Genomic DNA, 19,934 nt, shown 5'->3' with positions numbered 1-19,934 from the left:
CGCTGATAAGGAATTTATCAAGGTCTAGTTTAGTCTCTTTTCTCCGTTTTTTGGCAATGGCGCTCAGCTCAAATTGCCTGTAGATTTCCTTCCCAGTCCCCCACTGAATCGCCCCGGGTTTGATCATAGACTAATTCTCTCAAGAAGATTAGCCTCCGACAAACCCGGGACGATTCAACCCTGTAGCCACTCAATCCCAAACTTAGGAGGTAAGCCTATTGCCTCCTTTTTTCAACCATAATGGACACTTGGTCTATAATTACTAACAGTTCGACTACTCAGTTGCTTGGACGGTTGCCTCCTGCAAGGATATGAAAGAAATGGAGAAAGCGGTTACCGATACATATCCCGTTGATACATATGCCGACTCCTTATCACATGCTGGGGGGAATTCTGGCTGTGTAGCCACAGAGGACATTTATAATGAGTTTGGGGTACTGCTCATTCCCAAAGGAACGCCTATACACTCAGCCACCGCTTCTCGACTGTATGGCCACAAGCTTAAATCCCCTCTAGACCAGTCAGTCAGATTAGAGAAGCGCCTTACAAGCAGAAGTCTCGTAGTGGCATTTGGAGAGCAAATAGAAAGACATCCATTGTTGAAGCCTATCTGCCAATACCTGGAACTAAGTGAATTAATACAGCACTTATGCCTAAAGCATGAACTACCAAATGCTCCCATGCAAAAACTCTCTGTCATGGCCCAAGTGTTTCCAGAGGTATTTAGCCGCACTCTCGGCGGCTGTGTATTGGTTACTGCAATAGGCAGAACACTAAGATGGGACTCGAAAGACATCCAAAACCTATTTTACGCTTCCCTATTTAGAGATATAGGAATTCTTCATCTATCCTCAAAAGATGAGCTTTCCCCTCCGCAGTACAGTGATAGGAATATGTGGCATAGCCACCTAAGTGCAACAATACTGACTGAGCTAAAAGTTTTCGATCAACAAGTAATAGAGTTAGTCCGAAATCACCATGAGAGACCAGATGGAACAGGCTACCCTATGGGTTTCTTTGGCGACCAGGCGCCTATTCAGGCTTGGTGTATATGCCTAAGCGATCAAATTATTGGCCTTCCCGCAGCCAGCTTAGAGTTTTCTAGATTAGTCCCTTTTCTTATGGTCAACTCTGTTGGTCAAGGTGGAACCATAGCCAATACATTACTTAGAGTTTGTCTCAGGTGTAACCTCTCCCGCGGGAAACAAAGCCTACAATGTGATCGTGATATATTATGCGAAAAATTAGTAAGCAGAACAGTAGAGATAAACCAAATATACGCCCTGCTAATAAGCCTTTCTGAACACCTTTCCGCAGATGGGGAACCTATAGAACAAACACTAATAGCAATTACCCAAAGCAATATCAGCTTCTTGAGATCAACTGGTTTAGAAGACACATCAATACTTGAAATGCTAGCAGGAATGAAAGACGACTTCAAAGCATCCGATGAGGAGCTATCTGAGTTCGACCTTATTCAAGTAGAGTTCCTTTGGAGAGTAAAACGATTTTTAATATTAATATCAAACTGGAAAAATAGTGGCGCAAAAATATCAAGCCGCCTGACCGAAATAACAAATGAAATTAGATCCATTTGGAAAAACAGTAGCAAAGATAGTATAGTAAGCAGCCTTGAGAAGAGCTAGCTTATAATTTCAGCTGCCTTGCGAAAATCAAGCTCATTAATTGCTTTATCTAAACTATCAAGCTCAGCACTTGAAAGCCTTTCTTCAAAGAAAGAGCGCCCATTATTATATAGGTCATAAGCTTCCATATTATTTTCGGAAAGAAAAGCTAAAAGCTTCACTTTAAAGTCGGCGGGAACTACAAACTTCTCTTGACTTTCAATATACCCTTTTTGTTTTTCCAGCCAGTCTTTTGCCTCTAGCACTAGATTATCCATTTCGGAGTCCAGCTCGTCAAAAAGAGAGCCAAGCTCAGCAACTCCCTTCGCCCCCAATTCACGCTCAATGGCTAAAGCGATCTCGCCTAGCTTCTCACCTCCCACTGCACCACAGCTTCCACGTAAAGTATGAAGCTCTCTTGCAACATGGTCAGTATTTCCAGCGACAGCCATATCTTTAACTACCTGTACTCTATTTGGCCACTTACTGATAAAGTCTTCAACTAAAGCTAATACATTTGAAGTGCGCCCAGGTGCAGCCGCTATGATTTTCATCAGGCTGTTCGGGTTAAATGACTTATAATTAGATGTATCAGCCATGCTTTCCACTCTATATCTGATGCACTACGACTTGGTTTCTGCCTTGCTTCTTTGCCTTGTAAAGCGCCTCATCTGCAGCCTTTATTATATCCCCCCTACTTAAGCATAAGTTTGATACCTTAGCAGACACTCCGACACTAACAGTAACATAACTAGCAGTTTCAGACTTATCATGAGGTATGTTCAGCCCGGCTATCCTTTTTCGAGCATTCTCAGCGTATACACGCCCATCTTCCACATTAGTATTAGGAAGAATAACAGCTAACTCTTCTCCTCCGTATCTTGCTACAACCTCTCCAGCTCGCTGAAAAGAACGCATAACCTCTTCGACAACAGATACCAGACATTCATCACCCTTTAAATGCCCGTAAGTATCGTTATAACGTTTAAAATAATCCACATCAATCAAGATAAGCGACAAAGGATGACCGCTTCTTTGATGACGTCGAATTTCATTTTCTAAAGTCTCATCAAAATGGCGTCGATTATATGCGCCTGTAAGCCCATCAACGACGGCTAGCGCACGCAACATCTCTGCATGCAGCCTTGCTGTAAGATGAGCGTTTATTCGCGCCTTAGCGAGTCTTGTGTTAATAGGTTTTGTTATATAATCGACAGCCCCGGCTTCAATGGCTTCTATTTCATGGCTTACACTTAAGTGGGCAGTCACAAAAACAACAGGTATGAGTTCAGTTTGTGGGTCAGCCTTTAGGGCGCGACATACGTCATAGCCACTCATTTTAGGCATATTTACGTCCAAGATGACTATATGGGGCTGACGATCTTTAGCAGCCTTTAAGCCCTCCTCCCCATTCAAGGCGAAGATAATTTTAACATCTCCTTTAAGCGTCTCATAAAGAAGCTTAATAACTTCCGGCGAGTCATCAATCACAAGAATAGTCACTTCTGAGCTATAGTGGACATTCATGGCCGACAATACCTCACGCTAACACAAAATACATTCAAGTAATTCACATAGCAAAACTGTGCAGAGAGTCGTCATTTATAATAATCCACCTATTATCTTTCCCCCCTCAAACTGATCACATTTCCTCAATACACCTTCCATCTCACTTATGCTTGGAAGCGAACTTAGCTTTTCAAAGCCAATTAGAAACCGACTATTAATAAAAGCAACCTTATCAATCGCACAAAAGTTAGGTCCTACCTTTGAAAGGGGGTTTAGAAGGACTGTAGGGTTATAAAAGAGCTGGTCAATTACTTCCCTATCAAGGCTTTTAACACGCTCAAGAACCGACTTATTTGATGAGTCAGTCATTACATTATCAAGAAAGACCTCACACAATTCCCTGTCCCAGGCCAGTCCATCATGGCAGATTATCAGGTTATACATCGCGCTTATCCTTTTTAAGCGATTCTATGACTCTAGCCTATGATCACAAAGTGTACAACGTGATTATCATTCACTAATGAAAATGATTCTAAAAAGTCACCAGTTTGCGGATAGCTCTGAATCTTAATAACTTTTTAGCGCGCTTCTACCCGACGATCTGCCTAAACGTTATGAGGCCGGACCTACACCCGATAAGGCCTGACTATACTTGACTATGGACTGATAGCGGTCCGCCATTAGAATGCGTTAACGATTATGCAGAGGCGCCAGCCTCTGCTTTTTCTTTCTGCCAAAGTCGAACCTTCCCAAGGTTCTTAGAGAGGATATGACGGGATGGATACCGCTATTTGAAGGACGGGGTAATGCTGTTGACGTACCTACTCATGGAGTTTGTCAGCGTCATTTATTTGAAGAGGGTGAACGATGGCCCGGTAGCGTGGAGCTTATGGAGACACTGGATAAGCCTGACGCTGCTGAGAAAGTATCGTGCGCCGCTCAACTTGCTCCGTATTTTTATATTTGTCTCCCTTCAGCCAAGTTTAGCTTAAATAGAGAGTGGAACTTGCAGGACCACCACAAGTCCTGCATTCTTCTGCATGTTTTTTGTAGTTTATTAACATGGCAATGATATTGGCGAGTTAATAACCAGGCGCAGGGATGCGCCTGCGCGGCGGCCAGCCGTGAGAGACAGGGGCTGACAGGCGCAGTCCCTGTCGTTGCGGATAAATAGAAGGAAGCTATTTGTCCGCCTGATTAATAACGCATCAGTAGAAAGGTTTTATGGGCCAACATGAAGTCACTGCGCGCCTTGGCGAGCTGACCAATACGTTTATCGAACGCCACCACTGTTCGTCGCAACAGCAACCTTCCATCCCACTCAACGAAGACACTCGCTACATGTTGGACTCCCCCTGCGTGGAGCAAGTCGATGAAGAAGCCGGCGTGTTTTATTGGACGCCTAAACCGCACATGGACTTCACCCTGTTCGACGGATTGGAGCAAGGTCTGGAAGTCGCCATCCACCCGTCCATCACGGCGTTTTACGGCAGTTATTGGAGCGATGGCCTCTGGTGCTCAAGCCCATTTGGCGATATCAGTCTGATTCAACTCTGGAATGAGGATGATCTGGAAACTCTGCGGGAAAATCTGTTGGGGCACGCCTTCCAGAAAAGCAAGCGCCGCCAGGGGCTGACCCTGTTTATCGGGCTCACCGCTGACGACCGGATCGTCACTGTGGACAACCACTCTGGGGAAGTATACCTGGAAGAAGCGGGTAAACCGCCGCAACGCACTCTCGCCGCCAGCCTTGGCGAACTACTCAAAGAGCTGGAGCCAACGCTCACGCCTTATACGGCGTAAGCCTGCGCTCCGCAGAACATTTACCCCATATGTCCCGCCACCGTGAGCAGCGCGATGAGGATGAACCAGATGATCATGGCGCGATTCAACAAGTCCCGAATCGCGCACATTTGCTTCACTTCCAGCGCGACATCCTGGACTGCGCCATCCCGGGGAGCCGCCAAGGGGTATATCTCCACCGCCCCGCCAGCCGCCTTGCGCAGAACTGAGAAAGCGTCGGCGTGCGGATCAATCATGTCATTGGCGGAATGTTTGATAGCGCCGCCGAAGTTGCCCGCCAGGGCGAAACTCAACGCCAATAACCGAGAAGGAATCCATTCCAGCGCCTTGTACACCGTCGTCATCTGCTGCGGCACATAGACGGAAGGATCACGCCCTGCGACATGCGCCAGCCTCACCAGCAAAGCTCCGACTGGCCCTATCGCCATATACCAGAAAATCACCATGAAGTAGCGTACGAAGGTTTGGTACAGATACTGTGAGCAAGCGGCGTAATGGAGCTGCGCAGGGCTCATATCCTGGGCATGCTCAAGGTGAATCTCCGCTTCCTCCAGGGTTCGAAAAGCCGACTGGAAACGGCCGTCACGCCACTGCTGCAGATAAATATCCACCGACTGCTTGAGGAATCCGCAGCCGAGACAGAGAAACAGCATGACAATATGCACCAGCAAGGTCAGAAAACCGAAGAACACATCATCCGTCAGCCGCAACACGATGAATAACGCCAACGCCGGCGCCGCCAGCGCGATCAGCAGATAGAAAAACGCACTGTTGCGAATCACTGGCAGACGCAACTCAAAAAAGGTCAGAAAGCTTTTCGCCCATTGGTCATGCCGCCTGCTCAGAGTCAGGTTCAGCCTCTTCTGCATGATGTACGTCAGCAGCAAAACCAGAAATTTCATGCGATTATCCTTCTTCGTTCAACATCAGTTTTCTAAGTTTAGGCCAATCAAACGCAGGTCCGGGATCCGTTTTGCGACCCGGCGCAATATCATTGTGTCCCACCACTCTATCCATCGTTATCAACGGAAAAGCCTTGCGCAAAGCCTTGGTTACCCTGCCCAGCTGCTGATATTGAACCGCCTCGTAGGGGATATCATCCGCGCCTTCCAACTCAACTCCAATAGAGTAATCGTTGCAGTTTTCGCGACCAAGCCAGGACGACTGGCCAGCATGCCACGCCCGTTCGTGCAATGATACGAACTGAACAACTTCCCCATCACGCCGGATGAAGAGGTGGGAGGAAACCTGCAAGTGGCCAATCTCCCTGAAATAAGGATGGGCCTCACAGTCCAGGCGATTCAAAAAGAAATCACAGACAAACTCACCACGGAACTGAGCGGGAGGCAAACTGATATTGTGCACCACCAACAGACTGATCTCCGCGCCCGTCGGTCTTTGATTGAAGTTAGGCGAAGGCATTCGCTTCACCGGACTCAACCATCCCTGAGAGTCTATTGTAAATTCAGAATTTTCCACAGGTTTTGGCCCAGCTAAAGAAGCGCAGCGAAATCAGAACTTTAGATAGAGTTTAGGCGTGGATCAAGCCTGTCGAAAGAATTAGGCTGAGTAGAGAGAGTATGGGAGGGAACACAATGAAAACAAATTATCACCTTTCATGCCAGCGCCAGCCCTTCCATTGGGACTGGCGCGCATATCAGGCTTTCTTGGGAGTTTCCTTACGCAGAGTGCCGATAACGGACTCCAGAGCGCGGTCAAACAGCAGACCGTCATCCAACAGCGACATACCGCCGCTCTTGAGGGCGATAGCCAATCCCATACGGCTTTTCTCCGCCACTTTGACGCCCATGCGATTGACGAAAATATACTTGCCAGTCGTCTGAATAATCGCCACCAGCTTGCAACGATACTTCTTGTCTTCGCCTTCGTTGATTTCCACCCAGGTACCGATCTTCAGACGGTCAACCAGCTTCAGGCTGTCTTCATCCGCCTCCACTTCCACCGCTGACTCTTCATGGTCTTCTTCAATCAGAACGATGCGAGCAGGCGCTTGCGCCACCACCTCAACCGGTTCAGCTTCAACAACGACGCCAGCCTCCTCCGGCGCGGAGACAACCTGTTCTACATCAGGTTGAGGCGCTTCTACTTTGCGTGCAACGACGGGAGGCTCCTGCGTTTTCAGGACACGCTTTGCGGCCTGAATGTAAGCGTCCTCATTCTTAACCATCGACGCGGACGCTACATCCAGCACCTCTGCATTCAGGACATCTTCCTCATCCAGCGTCATCTCTTTCGTCAGACGTTGCTGGACAGTATCTGTCAGCACCTTTTGCAACTGACGCAAAGTCTTGTCCAGTTCAAACGGCTTGTAGGCGGTTTGCTGCAGACCCGTGCGCAGCTCTTCCATTAACCTGTCCACCGCGGCGACTTCCGGGGCGTCCGCGCTCACATCGTCAGGATCGCACCCTTGAATAAGCCGGGCCGCCACAGATTGCGCCTGCAGCCAGTCAGGATGCTCTCTGCCGCTTTTCAATTGCAGCAGCACCATGTAGTTGCTCCATCCTTCTTTTAGCACCTCCATGACCAGAGAAGAAATGTTCTTGCCAGCCAGCATGTCATTCAGGACATCCTGCACTACTTTCTTGGCGGCGTCGGATTTGGCGCGCCCTACTTCCGCATCGCGCGTGCGCTGTTCAAGCAGGTGGCGACGCTTTTTATCGCTCTCGCGGAAACGAATAAAGTCTTCCAACACTTCGTCAAAAATGGTGATGTCGTTGTCAAACTCCGTCACCAGACGCTGCACCACTTCCTCCAGCTTGGCGAGGAACGCATCAGGCTCGCCCGGCGCTTTCTCTGTCCAGCCGATAGAGGCGGTCGCCATTTCATTTAGCAATCTACGGGCAGAATGGCCACCCTGGTTAAAGAAGGTGCGGTCTAACAACGCCACTTTCAGAATCGGAATCTGCAGTCGCGCAATCACTGCACGAATCGCCGCCGGCAACTGGCGGTCATCCAGAATGAACTCAAACAGCATAGTGACCAGATTCATGACATCCTGGTCCAAGCGACCCACAGAAGCGCGAGGCTGCCCTTCTTTATTCAGAACGGCGCGCTCCATTAACCCCATAAAGTTAATCAGGCCGTTGTCGGACAGAGCCGCCGTTGGCGTCTTATTGGTTGTCTGAAGACGAGACAATAAGTTTAGTAACGCTGTTTGCTGCACAGTGGGAAGATTTACTGACGGTCCCGCCGCACTCGCCAACTGAGCGTCAGAAAATTGACGCATATATTGCAGTGGATCGATTTGCGGGTCCCATCCCCCTTCACTGTATTCATCCACAGCGCCGGTATTCTGATCAATCACTGAACCGCCGCGCGCATGAGGCAGATTAACGCCGGTGCGTCGCACGCTGCGGCTGGCGCTAAGATCTGGCATTACCCCCTGCTCCGCAAGGAACTTATTGGCGGCTTCCAATACAGCCTTGTTCTGCGTCAGCACGTATTTTTCAAACAGCTTGAAGAACACCAGCTTGGCGCGAATGCCCATTTCCAGTTCGGCGCAGGCGGTCACAAAGTTATTCACCATGCGATGGGGACCAAGCGGGTTGTTCTCTTCTTCTACACTGATCTCAAACAGCACCGAGTCCAGACGAATAGTCAAATGTTCAAGGTCGCGGCCGATTTCACTTTTAAAGCGGTTCACCATGTTATCGATGGCGACCTGCTCTTCCAGCTTATCTTCCTGCACCAGGGTCAGGTTTTGGGGATCAAAGCTGGCCTTCGCCACCCCACTGTTTTGTGTGTCGGGAAACTGGAAATCGCGGTTGTAATACTGCAGGAAGAGCGCAGCGATACGCTCTTTTTTCAGGCGAATTTCGCGCATGGCGTCAAAGAATAACGCCTGCTCGGAGTTAGTGGCGGATTTGTCCGCCAAGTCAAAAAACGAGTCGTCAACTTGTTCAAATAACCGGTCCAGGAGCTTACGGTTGTGCTCGCCACAACGGTCGCGTAATTTGATTAACAGTGCCGGTAACTTCACACCCTTGACAGCCTCTTGCTGACTCCTTGAAACGTCAAGACGGACAACTTTTGAACTCGTTGACATACTTTCTCCCAACTAGCACTTCCTGACAACAGCTAACCACATGCATTGCTTGACAAAATACGTCACAAAGCGACGTAATATTGTCCACGGTGCAAGTATATACCGTCACTATATCGTCTTTTGTCACAAATTGTTGCCGGGTGACGTTGATCACACATTAACCTATACCGCTTTGAAACCCTTGAATTAATTGCCTCTTGTGAGACTCTGTTTATAGGTTATTATGACCTGTCTTGAAGAATTATCCGGTATCCAAATCAAGCCCGCAGTTATGAGCCAAAATAATCCCCCTCAGGTCCGCGGAATCGGAAAAGGAATGTTCATCGCCGCCTGGATCGTCGGTATTCTCCTGTTAACCCAGTTTTTCGACTTTTGGGAAAAGAAGAAGCTGAATCCCAACCAATCCCCCGTAATCATCCAATCAGCCTCCGGGGCGCAGGAATTGGTCTTACAATCCAATTACCAGGGACACTATTTGACCTCAGGTCTTATCAACGGAGTGGAAGTGGACTTTCTGCTTGATACAGGAGCCACGACCGTGGCGGTGTCAGGCGAACTGGCGGAACGCCTGCAATTACCAAAGCTGAGTCGAGGCTACGTACAGACCGCCAACGGCGCCGTCGAAGCCACTCGCACTTATCTTAAAACGCTGACCATCGGCCCGTTTGAGCTGCATAACGTTGAGGCCAGCATTCTCTCTTCAATGACGGAAGATGATGAAATTCTACTTGGCATGAGCGCCTTGCAACGATTGTCCTTCACCCAACGCAACGGCACGCTGATTCTTTCGCCGAATTCACACACCACACTTTGAGCTTTTATATATGTTGGAACAACTCATTCAACCCGCCATTCAACAAGACGTAGAAAAAGCCCTCGCGGAAGACGTCGGCTCCGGCGATATCACCGCCATGTTGATTCCTGCGGAGCAAAATGCGAATGCCAGAGTTATTACCCGGGAAGACGCCATCGTCTGTGGCGTGGAGTGGGTTAACGCCGTTTTCGCCCAAGTCGATCCTGAATGCAAGGTTGAGTGGAAATTCGAAGATGGCGATAGAGCCCACGCGGACGATGTGCTGTTCACTGTCAGTGGCCGCGCTCGCTCACTGTTGACCGCCGAGCGCACAGCGCTGAACTTCCTGCAAACGTTATCCGGGGTAGCTACGCAAGCGCGCCAATATGCAGACATGGTGAGCCACACTAACGCTAAAGTGCTGGATACTCGTAAAACATTACCAGGCCTGCGCGTGGCTCAGAAATATGCAGTTTCCTGCGGCGGCTGCCGCAACCATCGCATCGGCCTGTGGGACGCCTTCCTGATAAAGGAAAATCACATCATGGCCTGCGGCTCCATTCATAACGCCATCGAAGAAGCTCACCGCATCGCCCCGGGGAAACCCGTAGAGGTGGAAGTGGAGACCATGGAGCAACTGCAGGAAGCTCTGAAAGCTGGAGCCGATATCGTCATGCTGGATAATTTCAGCATTGAACAAATGGCGCATGCTGTCGCCGTTAATCAGGGGCGCGCAAAACTGGAGGCGTCCGGAGGCGTCACCGCTGAGACTCTTGTAGCGATCGCCGAGACTGGCGTGGACTTTATCTCCATCGGCGGCGTCACTAAGCACTGCCGCGCGATCGATCTGTCCATGCGTCTGGTCTGACAAGGCTGCGCCGGCTTGCTTTCGCCGACAAACCCGTTTACGTACAGTTACATGCAGATACATATCGTTGCAGTCATGATGTCGTCGGAAGCAGTCTGATTACACTATAGTTTCTTAATACGGTCGCAAATTCGCATTCAATACTGACTCAGGGACACAGGGAACAGCTGCATCCGGTTCCTAACAAAACATGCCAGATGACAACGGCCTGATAAGCAACGACCCCCCTTCATCGTCGGGACGCGGCGATTGGCGAGCTTTGCTTCTCGCTGGCGCAATCGCTGTCGTCTGCGCCCTTTCAGCAACGCTGTTCACTTCCATCGAAGCGCTTCCCTGGATCTGGCCCAGCGCCGCTGTATGCGCCATTGTCTATTTCCGTTACGGCTTGCGGTCATTGCCGGTCATCATCATCGCCACAGTCACCGGCGTATTAACGTTATCGCGCCAGGAAACCGCTTACTCTCTACCTGGAGCCTTACTCCTTGCTTTCATCGGCAGCGCTCTGCTCTGCATTCACCCTGTCTTGTTAAAGCGCCTTTACCAACTGCTGCAATCGAACGCCACCCCGCTCCACTCGGAAACCCGGTTATGGAACTTGCTGGCCAGCCTTTTTCTGAGCTCACTGGCCGCAAGCCTGCCTATTGCTCTGATACTGGATAGCGCCGCGCCGGGCGAAATCCTGCTGCAAACGACCCTTTACATTCTGTATAGCATCGGCATGCCGGTTTTACTGTCCGCCCCTGTCTATACACAGTGGCGTCGCAGGAAAGAGTTTTACGCGCTGGCCATTACGCGAGTCTGGGAAATCCTGGCCTGGACAGTTCTACTGATTATCGCGGGAGGCCTGTTGATCAAAAACGGCGGTATGGCCCTGTTTTTACTGCTGCCGCTGTACGCATGGTCAAGCCTTCGCTTTGGCCGTTTCGGCGGCGTGCTCGCTGTCTGTCTCTCCGGGTGGGCGGCGCTGTTGGCTTATGGCTATGGCGATACCGGATACAGCTCTCTCGCCCGTCTAAACCTGTTTCACAGCGAAGTGGCGGTGATGACTATTTTCAGCCTTTACCTGTCCGCACTCGCCGCAGACCGAGCTCGCGTGGAGGAAGCCATTGAGCAGTTGGTGCACCGGCGCACTCGCGAGCTTGAGGCCGTCAATCAGGAGCTGCAGGACGAAGTGCATATTCGCAAACAGGCCGAGCGTTCATTCCGTACATCTACTCGACGCTACCGGGCCATCATTGAGACGGCGGGAAGCCCCATCATTGTAATGGACAAGAACTTCCGCATCGTGCAGTGGAATGGCGCCGCCAGTCGTCTGTTCGGGTACCACCGGGAAGACATTTACGGTAAAAATTACATTACCTGCTTCGTCCCAAAGGCGTTTCAGGATGAAACCGCCTGGAAAATCACCAAGGTGCTGGAAACCGGCGTCCCAGTGGAAAACCTGGAAAGTGAAATGACCGCCGCGGATGGCGGTTCTCATGTCATGTTGTGGAACATCAATCGCGTAGTCGATGTAGATGAAGAACTGACCCAGGCGATCATTATTGGACAGGACATCTCCACTATCCGCGAAACCCAGAACCAATTGCATTTCCTGGCGCACTACGACGTGCTAACAGGAGCTGCGAACCGCCGACTGTTTGAAGATCGCTGCCGTCAGGCCCTGAAACAAGCTTCCCGCCGCCAACATGACGTAGGCCTGATCAGCTTGGATATCGACCACTTCAAGCGCATCAACGACACACTGGGCCACGACGCCGGCGACGCCCTTCTGCAGGAAATCTGCCGCCGTCTGGCTTCTTGTGTGCGGGAGGAAGACACCATCGCCCGCCTCGGCGGCGACGAATTCGCCATCCTTCTGAACCGGGTCAACGGAGCGGAAGACTGCGAACTGGTGGGCCGCAACTTGTTAGAAGCCATCACCAAACCAGTGGAGCTGCCAGGGCAGCAACTGGTCATCACCACCAGTATCGGCGTCACCGTATCGCCACGCGATGGAGTGGAATATTCCGTATTGCTTAAAAACGCCGACATGGCTATGTATCGCGCCAAGAAAGCCGGTCGCAACAACCTTCAGATGTACCAGAAGGAAATGAACGACGAGTTGACGCATCAGATCAACACCGAACAAGAGTTACGCGCCGCCATTTCCGGACACCAGTTCGATATCTATTATCAGCCGCAAATTGACTTGGAGAATCAGCACATCGTAGGACTGGAAGCCTTGCTGCGCTGGCGTCATCCCAAACGGGGCGTGCTGGCCCCGCATGAATTCATCACCGTGGCGGAGCAGACCGGTTTATTACCCGCCCTGGGCGAATGGATCTTCTATAACGCCTGCCTGCAATGCCGGGCGATACAAGCGATGAGCCGCTCTCACGTGCAGGTCGCGATCAACATCTCCGCACGCCAGTTGCATCACCCACAATTAGTGGACACTTTAAAACGCGTCATTGCCGAAATCCGCGTAAACCCCGCTTTTCTCAACCTGGAAATTGGCGAGCAAGTGCTAGTAAGCAATCCAACCGAAGCCGCGGATATTTTGGGAAGGCTCAAGGAAATTGGCGTCAACATCACCATCGACAGCTTTGGCTCGGGTTTGTCCTCACTGTCAAATTTAGCGCGCCTTCCCGTGGACTCGGTGAAAATCGATCGCGCGCTCACACGTAACGTACCGGGAGACGATTACGACGCAGCCATCCTTGAAACTCTGCTCAGCATCGCCAGCCGCATGCATATGCGGGTCATCGTAGAAGGCATAGAACGAACCGAGCAGGAAACCTTCTTCCGTAAACACAACGTTCGCTATGTGCAGGGACACCTATATTCTCTGCCGATGCCTTCAGACCAACTGCCTGAGTTCTTTAATGCGCTGAAACAAGGCGTGCTTAATCCGGAAGGGGGCCAGATCGGCCTTCCGCTAAACTGAGCATAACTCCCAAAGCGAGTCGCCTATGTCCAAACGCTGGCCTCCTTCCCCGCCTCCACAAAACTGGTGGAGCGGGGCAAGCTCTCCCTCACCGGCGACAAACGCCGATGGAGAACCCGCCAACCCCTGCGTGCGCAACTGTTGCCTGGATGAACACGACGTCTGTTGCGGCTGCAAGCGGACATTGCAGGAAATTCTGGACTGGAGCAGTTATTCCTCATCGCAGAAGTGGGACCTGCTAAAGCAGCTACAGCAACGCAAGTAACCGCTTACTCATCATGAGATGCTTCTTCACACTGGTCCCTCCCGCTAAAGTCAAAAACAGCCTGCTCCTGGAAATTGAGCGCCTGAAAATGACTCATCCGGAGCTGTCGCATCTGTATCGATGGCAAACACGAGAGCAGCTACATATCACAATGCACTTTTTCTCCGACCTTCCTCTGGAGGCTGCGCAGCACCTTACCCTGAACATCCGTGAGAGCCTGACTGATTTTCCATCATTTCCTATACAACTCGACGCAATCATTCCCTTCCCCAGTTCAGGTCGCGCCGGATATCTTGCTGCGCGAGTAGCGGACAACGACTGTTTACACGCGCTGCATGAACGCCTTAAGTTACTCATCCGTCGCGCAGGATATCCCGTGGACAAACGAGGTTTCCGCCCCCACTTGACCTTGGGCAGAGGCCGCTCCCGACGCCAACGCCTGGATTTACATGTCGACTTGTCGACTACACTTTATTTTGACGTCACTGCGGTCGAGCTGTACCAAAGCACCCCCGGTGAGCACGGCTCCATTTATCGCAGCCTGGCGACAATGGACTTTGTTACCCGCTCCGACGGTTGTGGGGTACAATAGCGCCCTGAAACCTTACCAGTGGTCTCGATCCACGCCATTTTTACCCGGAAACTACGGCAATGTTGTACCTGCTTTCAAAACTTCTTTTCAAATTCAGCGGCTGGACTTACGACGAGAAACCAGAGCTGTGGGAAGATAAGCAAGTGGTGATCGGCTTTCCCCATACCACCAACATGGATGGGGTGCGCATTCTGGCGCTGTTTTGCATTTACCGCCGCAAGCTGCACACTCTGGTCAAAAAAGACCTGTTTGTCTGGCCATTCTCCTGGTTCCTGTCCAAGTTCGGCTGCATCCCCGTAGACAGAAGTTCAAAAACCAATCTTGTCGATCAGATGCGCCAGGAGTTCGCCAAACGCGCCACCTTTACGCTGGCCATTGCGCCGGAAGCCACCCGCAATAAAATGAACGACGAACGTAAGCCCATACGTACGGGATTCTGGCATATCGCCAAGGCGGCCGGGGCGCCCATCATCCTGATGATGTCAGACAGCAAGCGTAAGCGCGGCCGTATTCTGGCTAAAATTTTTCCATCGGAATCCCTGCGGGACGACCTTTTAAAAATCAAGCAGATATACGCAGATCAGGGCGTAGATGTTCTAATAGGGACAAGCTGAACCGCCCAGCGAGCAAGTACGCGCCCCACTATCCAGGAAAAGTCTTCGTTGTATGGATGAATGGGGTTCGCCGTCAACAGAGCCATATTTACCCGAGACGATGACACAAAGACGGATAGACACAACGGATAACGAAGACGAATTAAGCCGACTGTTGCAGAATGTTCGCGCATGCCGCCTGTGTGAGCAGCATTTAGATCCTAATCCAGTGGTGAAAGTAGGTCCCTCCGCCCGCCTGATGATAATAGGCCAGGCGCCAGGGACCCGCGTGCACGCCACAGGCATTCCCTGGAACGACCCCAGTGGCGACAGACTGCGAACATGGCTGGGCCTGGACAAAGAGACTTTTTACGATACAAGCCAAATCGCCATTATGCCAATGGGGTTTTGCTATCCCGGCAAAGGCCGCAACGGAGATCTACCGCCGCGAAAGGAGTGTTACGAGCACTGGCACCACAAAATTCTGGCGCGCCTGCCTCGTCTGGAGATGTTTCTACTGGTGGGGTTATATGCGCAACAAGCTTACCTGCCAAACGCCTACAAGAGCCTGTCGGAAAACGTTAAGCACTGGCGCGACTGGTATCCCCGATTGATCCCGCTGCCGCACCCCTCGCCCCGCAACACCTTGTGGCTTAAGCAGCGCCCCTGGTTTGAAGAAGAGGTGATTCCCCAGGTGCGGAATCACGTGCACGACTTGCTTAGTTCCGACTGAATCCCTGGCCGCCCGCTAATGCGTCCCGCGCATTATTGATTGCTTCATCCACCTGACGCAGTGAAGCCAACAGCCCGGTCACCTGACCAAGCCTCCCCTGATAGGCCATTTCCGCCGCCGGCTCAATCCCACTGCGCATCGGCGGCATGGGCGCCCGGTATTCCACAATCACCTTCATTCGCTCAATGAATATGAATTGCAGCCACTCATGGAATTCCAGCGTATCCGCGCAAAATGGCGTCACACTGGCGAGCGCTTCCTCGTGAGGCTGATCTTCTCGCCATAACCCCATACGTCGAAGCTCCGACTCAAGACCCAACAGGACATCCGCCAATTCTGCGTATATTCGATCTGTCACAACTACATACTCTTACAACGATTAATCACTTAATAAATCAATACCGCCACGCAAGGCTGATCAGGCCTCCGACAGAACGGAAGCGCCCTGCAGCATCGTGTGCAACTCCTGAAACTGCTGCGTCAACGGGTGCTTGGGCGCGAAATGTACCAGAGGCTCATGCGCCTGATGAGACTCTTTCATCTTCACCGAAGCGTTCAGACGCACTGGCAATACCGGCAACCCTTCTTCCTTCATGGACGCAATAATCTGCGTCGGCAGATTCGCGCGCGGTTGAAACTGGTTGGCGACAATTCCCTCTACTTTCAAGTCCTTGTTGTGATCTTCCTGTAAATCCTGAATTTCTCCAAGAATGGAGTACAGGGCCTGCCGGGAAAAGTCATCACAATCAAACGGAATCAAACACCGTTGGGCGGCGATTAACGCCGATCGGGTGTAAAAATTCAAGGCGGGTGCAGTATCAATGTAAATCCGGTCGAAAACATCGCCCAACTTCACCAGCGCATCCCGCAGCTTATAGATCTTATGCCGCGCTTCCAGCTTACGCTCCAAAAACTCAAGTTCAGGACTGGCGGGCATAACGAAAAGATTCGGATAACGGGTGGCGTGAATAAAGTCATCCACCTTTTTATTGAATAAATTGAAAGCCATGGTCTGCTCAAAGAAATCCGCCACTGTATCTTTCAATTCCATGACGTTGCGGCTCAGCAGATAAAGACTTGAATTGCCTTGCGGGTCCAGATCCACAACCAACGTCTTGGAGCCCTGTGCGGCGCTGATGGCGGCCAGATTACAGACAATGCTGGATTTACCCACTCCGCCTTTTTGATTAAAGACCACTCTGCGCATAATCCCCCCGCTTATTTTTATATCCTGAAAATTCTTACTGATAAGGGGGGATTTTGCCAGCCAAACAGGCAAAAAGTTAGACCTAAAGGATTAGAAGGATCACCAATTCATCACAGATTTGACGAAAGGCACGGTTATGGGACGCTTTTCCACCAGTGACGCTTTATCCAGGCGTTCAAGTATCAGAGAAAGCGAGCTTAAATCCCGCGGGGCGCGGCGCATGATGTACTGTTTAACTTCATCTGAAAGACGAAAGCCAATATTCGCCGCCTTGATGTCCAGGACATTGATACGCTGCACTTCATCAAGCTCATGAAGCCGCACACACTCCCCCCACGCCAGGCGGGTCTTCAGATCCGGCAGCGTAAAAGGCGTCTGTGAAGGAGCTTCAGCCGAAGTGATCAACCACTTGCAACCACGGTCGCGACAGCGATTGAACAAGTGAAACAACGCCTCTTCCCACTCGGGCTGTCCAGCGATAGCGTCAATGTCATCGAAGCACAGCACATCGAAAGACTCCAGTCCAGCCAGCACATCCACACCAAAATCAGCGTGCTCACGCAAGGATAGATAAAAGCATTTCTCACTGCGGAAATCATTGCAGGCCGCCATGAGAAGATGGGTTTTACCTTGAGCGGAAGCGCCGCAAATAGAAAATACAGTATCTTCAGACGCGCTCAGAAAGCGCTGAATGGACTGCACCACAACGCCGGAGGGAGGCTCGAAAAAGTTTTCCAGCGTAGCGCTTTCGCCATTCGACAGCCTTAGCGCCATTTGTGTGTTTTCTGATTTCCGCATCTTCTACGCAAAGTCTATTAAGCAGTTACAACGCCTTCACTTGGCCAGTCCGTTGCGAGCGCGATAAAATCTGCCTCCCCACAGAATCACGTAGTGCGCGCCGCTGATGCAACTGGTCAGCGCGACCACCCAGACTCCGCCTTCAAGCGCCCATGGAGGCATGGCTATTCCCGCCAGGTTGAGAATCACCGCCAGTAAAAAAGTAATCTGACTCAGTGTACTGAGCTTGCCCCACAGCGAGGGCTGCATTCTATAGGCGCCAAGCAGTTTGTGGTAGGTCAAAGCGCCAGCCACTATAATCACATCCCGCGCAAAGACCAGCAAGGTCAACCAAAGTGGTAGAACCTGATTGTAAGTCAATACGATAAATACGGTGACCAATAATGCTTTATCCGCCAACGGGTCGGTGATGGCGCCGAAACGGCTTGACCACTTGCATGCGCGCGCCAGAAATCCATCCAAAGCATCCGAGACGCCAGCGACAAAAAATAGCCACATGGCTTCCCGATACAGCTCACGGGCCAGACAATATGCGATTGGCCCAACCAGGAAAATGCGTAACACAGTTATGACATTAGGAATATGTCGCCACTCTAATCGCAAACCCTGTTTTCCTCCGGCCATGAAATAAAGTCTTCTGAAGTTATCCGGAAACCTGTTGCGTCGTCATTCCGTGTGACGGCCCGGCATACGGGCATTGTTCTCATTACAGATTGTCAACAGGGGCTGAGGCTGAAGCCCCTGTCGTTACTATGCTCCTAGCGATCGCCCGCCCATGAGTAATAGAGCCTGCGCCCGACCTCCTCTTGAGTGGAAGAGCGCAACTCCGGGCGCAGCCTGGGTTGTAAGGCGAGATGCTCCGCCAGCTGCTCAGGATAACCGTTCAACTTCAACTGAAAACGCACAATGTTCTCGCCAACGTAGACAGGCTCCACTTTTTTTACTGGGGCCAACTGCCGCAGATACTTGAGGATATCCGCATAGGAACGAAAATTCGTGACATTCGACACTTCCACAGAGACTTCGTCGCCCTGGGCGTCCGCGCCCAGGTTCACCGCATATTTATGGGCCAGAGACAACGCCACGGACTCCATCATTTTATTCGCCATAGCGCTGACGGTATCCGCTTCAACGCTCTCTTCCGCAATTTTTTGTCCGCTGACGCGCAACTGCCAAAGTCCAGTCCAACGACCGCTTCGCGGATAAGCTCGCACCATCAGGATAGAATCATGACTGTAACGCGTGGAGGAAGCTTCCACTGGCTCAGCAAAAAAGCCCCACAAATCCGACGTGTTCAAACTGGACGCATCCTGCAGGTCCATCAGAGGAAGCATTAGAGGCACCCCCCAGCGTTGCGCGGAGTATTTCACCGCAGCAACCAAATTGTGGGGCGCGCCTTCGCCCAGGATTTCACGACCGCGGTCGCCTTCCACCGCCATCCAGACCAGCACCTGCGGCCGGTTACGCCCCCATACGGGCACTTTGTACTGACTAAGAAGGCTCTCAAACCCCTGAGCGGAATAATGCGCTTTCAGTACAAGCAGACGACGCGGGCCAGACCCTGAGTCCACCACCGCGTAACCGTAACTGTATTCCTCCAACAGCCGCGGAGCCTGCTCGTCCAAAACCTTCGCATCCAGTACGTTGCGCCACCCGCTGTTACCTGCGACGCGATCCATGACCATGCCTGCGCCTTTCTCGACGGCTTCGGCGCGTTCTTTCGGGTCCTGTCCGGAGACCGGCACTTCCACGTCGTAAATATCGCTGATCGCTACGGCGTGAGCATACCCGCACAACAAGAATAAAGATAAAAACGACAGTATCCGGCGTTTCAGGACGATCGCCCGGAACAACAATCTAGCGGCCTGTTTCAAGCCATCCTCCCGTATTATTCAAACTACGGACGACCCGATGCAATCACCCCGGAACGCCCTATTCGCCCCTTCCGCCAAAGTATCGCCAGACGGTTGATTTACGGAGCCTAAGCACGACAGGCAAGGATACACCATTTAACTTTTCTCCACTATTAAAGCCGATTAACTTCAACACACCCGCAGCCAGCCGCAACCAAGTCACTACAACTATTGTTTACTGCATTGGCGCTGGGGTGACTGGGCTGTTAAAATACGCCTCCTTTCCGTGGACCTACGCTA

The 19,934-nt window shown here is 51.3% G+C and carries 20 protein-coding genes; 9 read left to right on the top strand and 11 right to left on the bottom strand.

Annotated features, from left to right (window positions below; genetic code table 11):
* Positions 1-320 precede the first annotated feature (320 nt).
* Positions 321-1,646 carry an HD-GYP domain-containing protein gene (locus tag AC2IBB_RS10990; RefSeq protein WP_486332898.1) on the top strand — a complete coding sequence of 442 codons (1,326 nt, stop codon included), beginning with the start codon at positions 321-323 and terminating at the stop codon, positions 1,644-1,646.
* Here AC2IBB_RS10990 and AC2IBB_RS10985 read toward each other — a convergent pair.
* The 3 genes from AC2IBB_RS10985 to AC2IBB_RS10975 form a co-directional block, all read right to left on the bottom strand.
* Entirely contained in the window at positions 1,643-2,224 is a 582-nt protein-coding gene (locus AC2IBB_RS10985; RefSeq protein WP_486332897.1) for an Hpt domain-containing protein, read from the bottom strand. The two genes, AC2IBB_RS10990 and AC2IBB_RS10985, sit on opposite strands and share 4 nt — an antisense overlap.
* Before the next feature lie 10 nt (positions 2,225-2,234).
* Positions 2,235-3,152 carry a diguanylate cyclase gene (locus AC2IBB_RS10980; protein ID WP_486332896.1) on the bottom strand — a complete coding sequence of 306 codons (918 nt, stop codon included), beginning with the start codon at positions 3,150-3,152 and terminating at the stop codon, positions 2,235-2,237.
* A gap of 75 nt (positions 3,153-3,227) precedes the next feature.
* A complete protein-coding gene (locus AC2IBB_RS10975) occupies positions 3,228-3,578 on the bottom strand; it encodes a hypothetical protein (RefSeq protein ID WP_486332895.1) in 351 nt (116 codons plus the stop codon).
* Positions 3,579-4,358: 780 nt separating this feature from the next.
* Here AC2IBB_RS10975 and syd point away from each other — a divergent pair.
* Positions 4,359-4,937 carry a SecY-interacting protein gene (gene syd / locus AC2IBB_RS10970; RefSeq protein ID WP_486332894.1) on the top strand — a complete coding sequence of 193 codons (579 nt, stop codon included), beginning with the start codon at positions 4,359-4,361 and terminating at the stop codon, positions 4,935-4,937.
* Between the two features lie 20 nt (positions 4,938-4,957).
* Here the strand turns inward: syd and ampE are convergent, their stop codons facing one another.
* The 3 genes from ampE to AC2IBB_RS10955 all read right to left on the bottom strand — a co-directional run bounded on the left by ampE (position 4,958) and on the right by AC2IBB_RS10955 (position 8,937).
* A complete protein-coding gene (gene ampE, locus AC2IBB_RS10965; RefSeq protein WP_486332893.1) occupies positions 4,958-5,839 on the bottom strand; it encodes a regulatory signaling modulator protein AmpE in 882 nt (293 codons plus the stop codon).
* Positions 5,840-5,843: 4 nt separating this feature from the next.
* Positions 5,844-6,359, bottom strand: a complete 516-nt coding sequence (gene ampD, locus AC2IBB_RS10960; protein WP_486332892.1) for a 1,6-anhydro-N-acetylmuramyl-L-alanine amidase AmpD — start codon at positions 6,357-6,359, stop codon at positions 5,844-5,846.
* A 235-nt stretch (positions 6,360-6,594) separates the two neighbouring features.
* A complete protein-coding gene (locus tag AC2IBB_RS10955; RefSeq protein ID WP_486332891.1) occupies positions 6,595-8,937 on the bottom strand; it encodes a DUF1631 domain-containing protein in 2,343 nt (780 codons plus the stop codon).
* Between the two features lie 382 nt (positions 8,938-9,319).
* On the opposite strand from AC2IBB_RS10955, the gene AC2IBB_RS10950 reads away from it, so the two are divergent.
* From AC2IBB_RS10950 to AC2IBB_RS10920, 7 genes are all read left to right on the top strand, one after another.
* The gene (locus tag AC2IBB_RS10950) at positions 9,320-9,817 is read left to right on the top strand and encodes a retropepsin-like aspartic protease family protein (RefSeq protein ID WP_486332890.1); all 498 of its coding nucleotides are present in this window, start codon (positions 9,320-9,322) and stop codon (positions 9,815-9,817) included.
* A 10-nt stretch (positions 9,818-9,827) separates the two neighbouring features.
* Positions 9,828-10,664 carry a carboxylating nicotinate-nucleotide diphosphorylase gene (gene nadC, locus AC2IBB_RS10945; protein WP_486332889.1) on the top strand — a complete coding sequence of 279 codons (837 nt, stop codon included), beginning with the start codon at positions 9,828-9,830 and terminating at the stop codon, positions 10,662-10,664.
* A 190-nt stretch (positions 10,665-10,854) separates the two neighbouring features.
* Positions 10,855-13,593 (top strand): bifunctional diguanylate cyclase/phosphodiesterase, encoded by a 2,739-nt coding sequence (locus AC2IBB_RS10940; RefSeq protein ID WP_486332888.1) that lies wholly within the window; start codon positions 10,855-10,857, stop codon positions 13,591-13,593.
* 25 nt (positions 13,594-13,618) lie between these two features.
* Positions 13,619-13,858 (top strand): DUF1289 domain-containing protein, encoded by a 240-nt coding sequence (locus AC2IBB_RS10935; protein WP_486332887.1) that lies wholly within the window; start codon positions 13,619-13,621, stop codon positions 13,856-13,858.
* A gap of 13 nt (positions 13,859-13,871) precedes the next feature.
* Positions 13,872-14,450, top strand: a complete 579-nt coding sequence (gene thpR, locus AC2IBB_RS10930; RefSeq protein ID WP_486332886.1) for an RNA 2',3'-cyclic phosphodiesterase — start codon at positions 13,872-13,874, stop codon at positions 14,448-14,450.
* Between the two features lie 59 nt (positions 14,451-14,509).
* Positions 14,510-15,064: a 1-acyl-sn-glycerol-3-phosphate acyltransferase gene (locus AC2IBB_RS10925; protein WP_486332885.1), complete on the top strand. Its 555-nt coding sequence runs from the start codon at positions 14,510-14,512 to the stop codon at positions 15,062-15,064.
* Positions 15,065-15,164: 100 nt separating this feature from the next.
* Complete coding sequence (locus AC2IBB_RS10920; RefSeq protein WP_486333949.1) at positions 15,165-15,776, top strand: uracil-DNA glycosylase family protein; 612 nt, start codon at positions 15,165-15,167, stop codon at positions 15,774-15,776.
* On the opposite strand, the gene AC2IBB_RS10915 is transcribed toward AC2IBB_RS10920, so the two are convergent.
* From AC2IBB_RS10915 to AC2IBB_RS10895, 5 genes are all read right to left on the bottom strand, one after another.
* Positions 15,763-16,134 (bottom strand): YqcC family protein, encoded by a 372-nt coding sequence (locus AC2IBB_RS10915; protein WP_486332884.1) that lies wholly within the window; start codon positions 16,132-16,134, stop codon positions 15,763-15,765. The genes AC2IBB_RS10920 and AC2IBB_RS10915 overlap by 14 nt on opposite strands.
* A gap of 60 nt (positions 16,135-16,194) precedes the next feature.
* Positions 16,195-16,983, bottom strand: coding sequence for a ParA family protein (locus AC2IBB_RS10910; RefSeq protein WP_486332883.1), 789 nt, complete (start codon positions 16,981-16,983; stop codon positions 16,195-16,197).
* Between the two features lie 99 nt (positions 16,984-17,082).
* The gene (gene hda / locus AC2IBB_RS10905) at positions 17,083-17,757 is read right to left on the bottom strand and encodes a DnaA regulatory inactivator Hda (RefSeq protein ID WP_486332882.1); all 675 of its coding nucleotides are present in this window, start codon (positions 17,755-17,757) and stop codon (positions 17,083-17,085) included.
* A 60-nt stretch (positions 17,758-17,817) separates the two neighbouring features.
* Positions 17,818-18,405 (bottom strand): CDP-alcohol phosphatidyltransferase family protein, encoded by a 588-nt coding sequence (locus AC2IBB_RS10900; RefSeq protein WP_486332881.1) that lies wholly within the window; start codon positions 18,403-18,405, stop codon positions 17,818-17,820.
* A 134-nt stretch (positions 18,406-18,539) separates the two neighbouring features.
* Positions 18,540-19,655 (bottom strand): DUF2066 domain-containing protein, encoded by a 1,116-nt coding sequence (locus AC2IBB_RS10895; protein ID WP_486332879.1) that lies wholly within the window; start codon positions 19,653-19,655, stop codon positions 18,540-18,542.
* Positions 19,656-19,934 lie beyond the last annotated feature (279 nt).

It is taken from the genome of Hahella sp. NS-SX17 (genome assembly GCF_057367735.1).
Note: the sequence above shows the minus strand (reverse complement) of the source record. Positions and strands in the feature narration are given on the sequence as shown.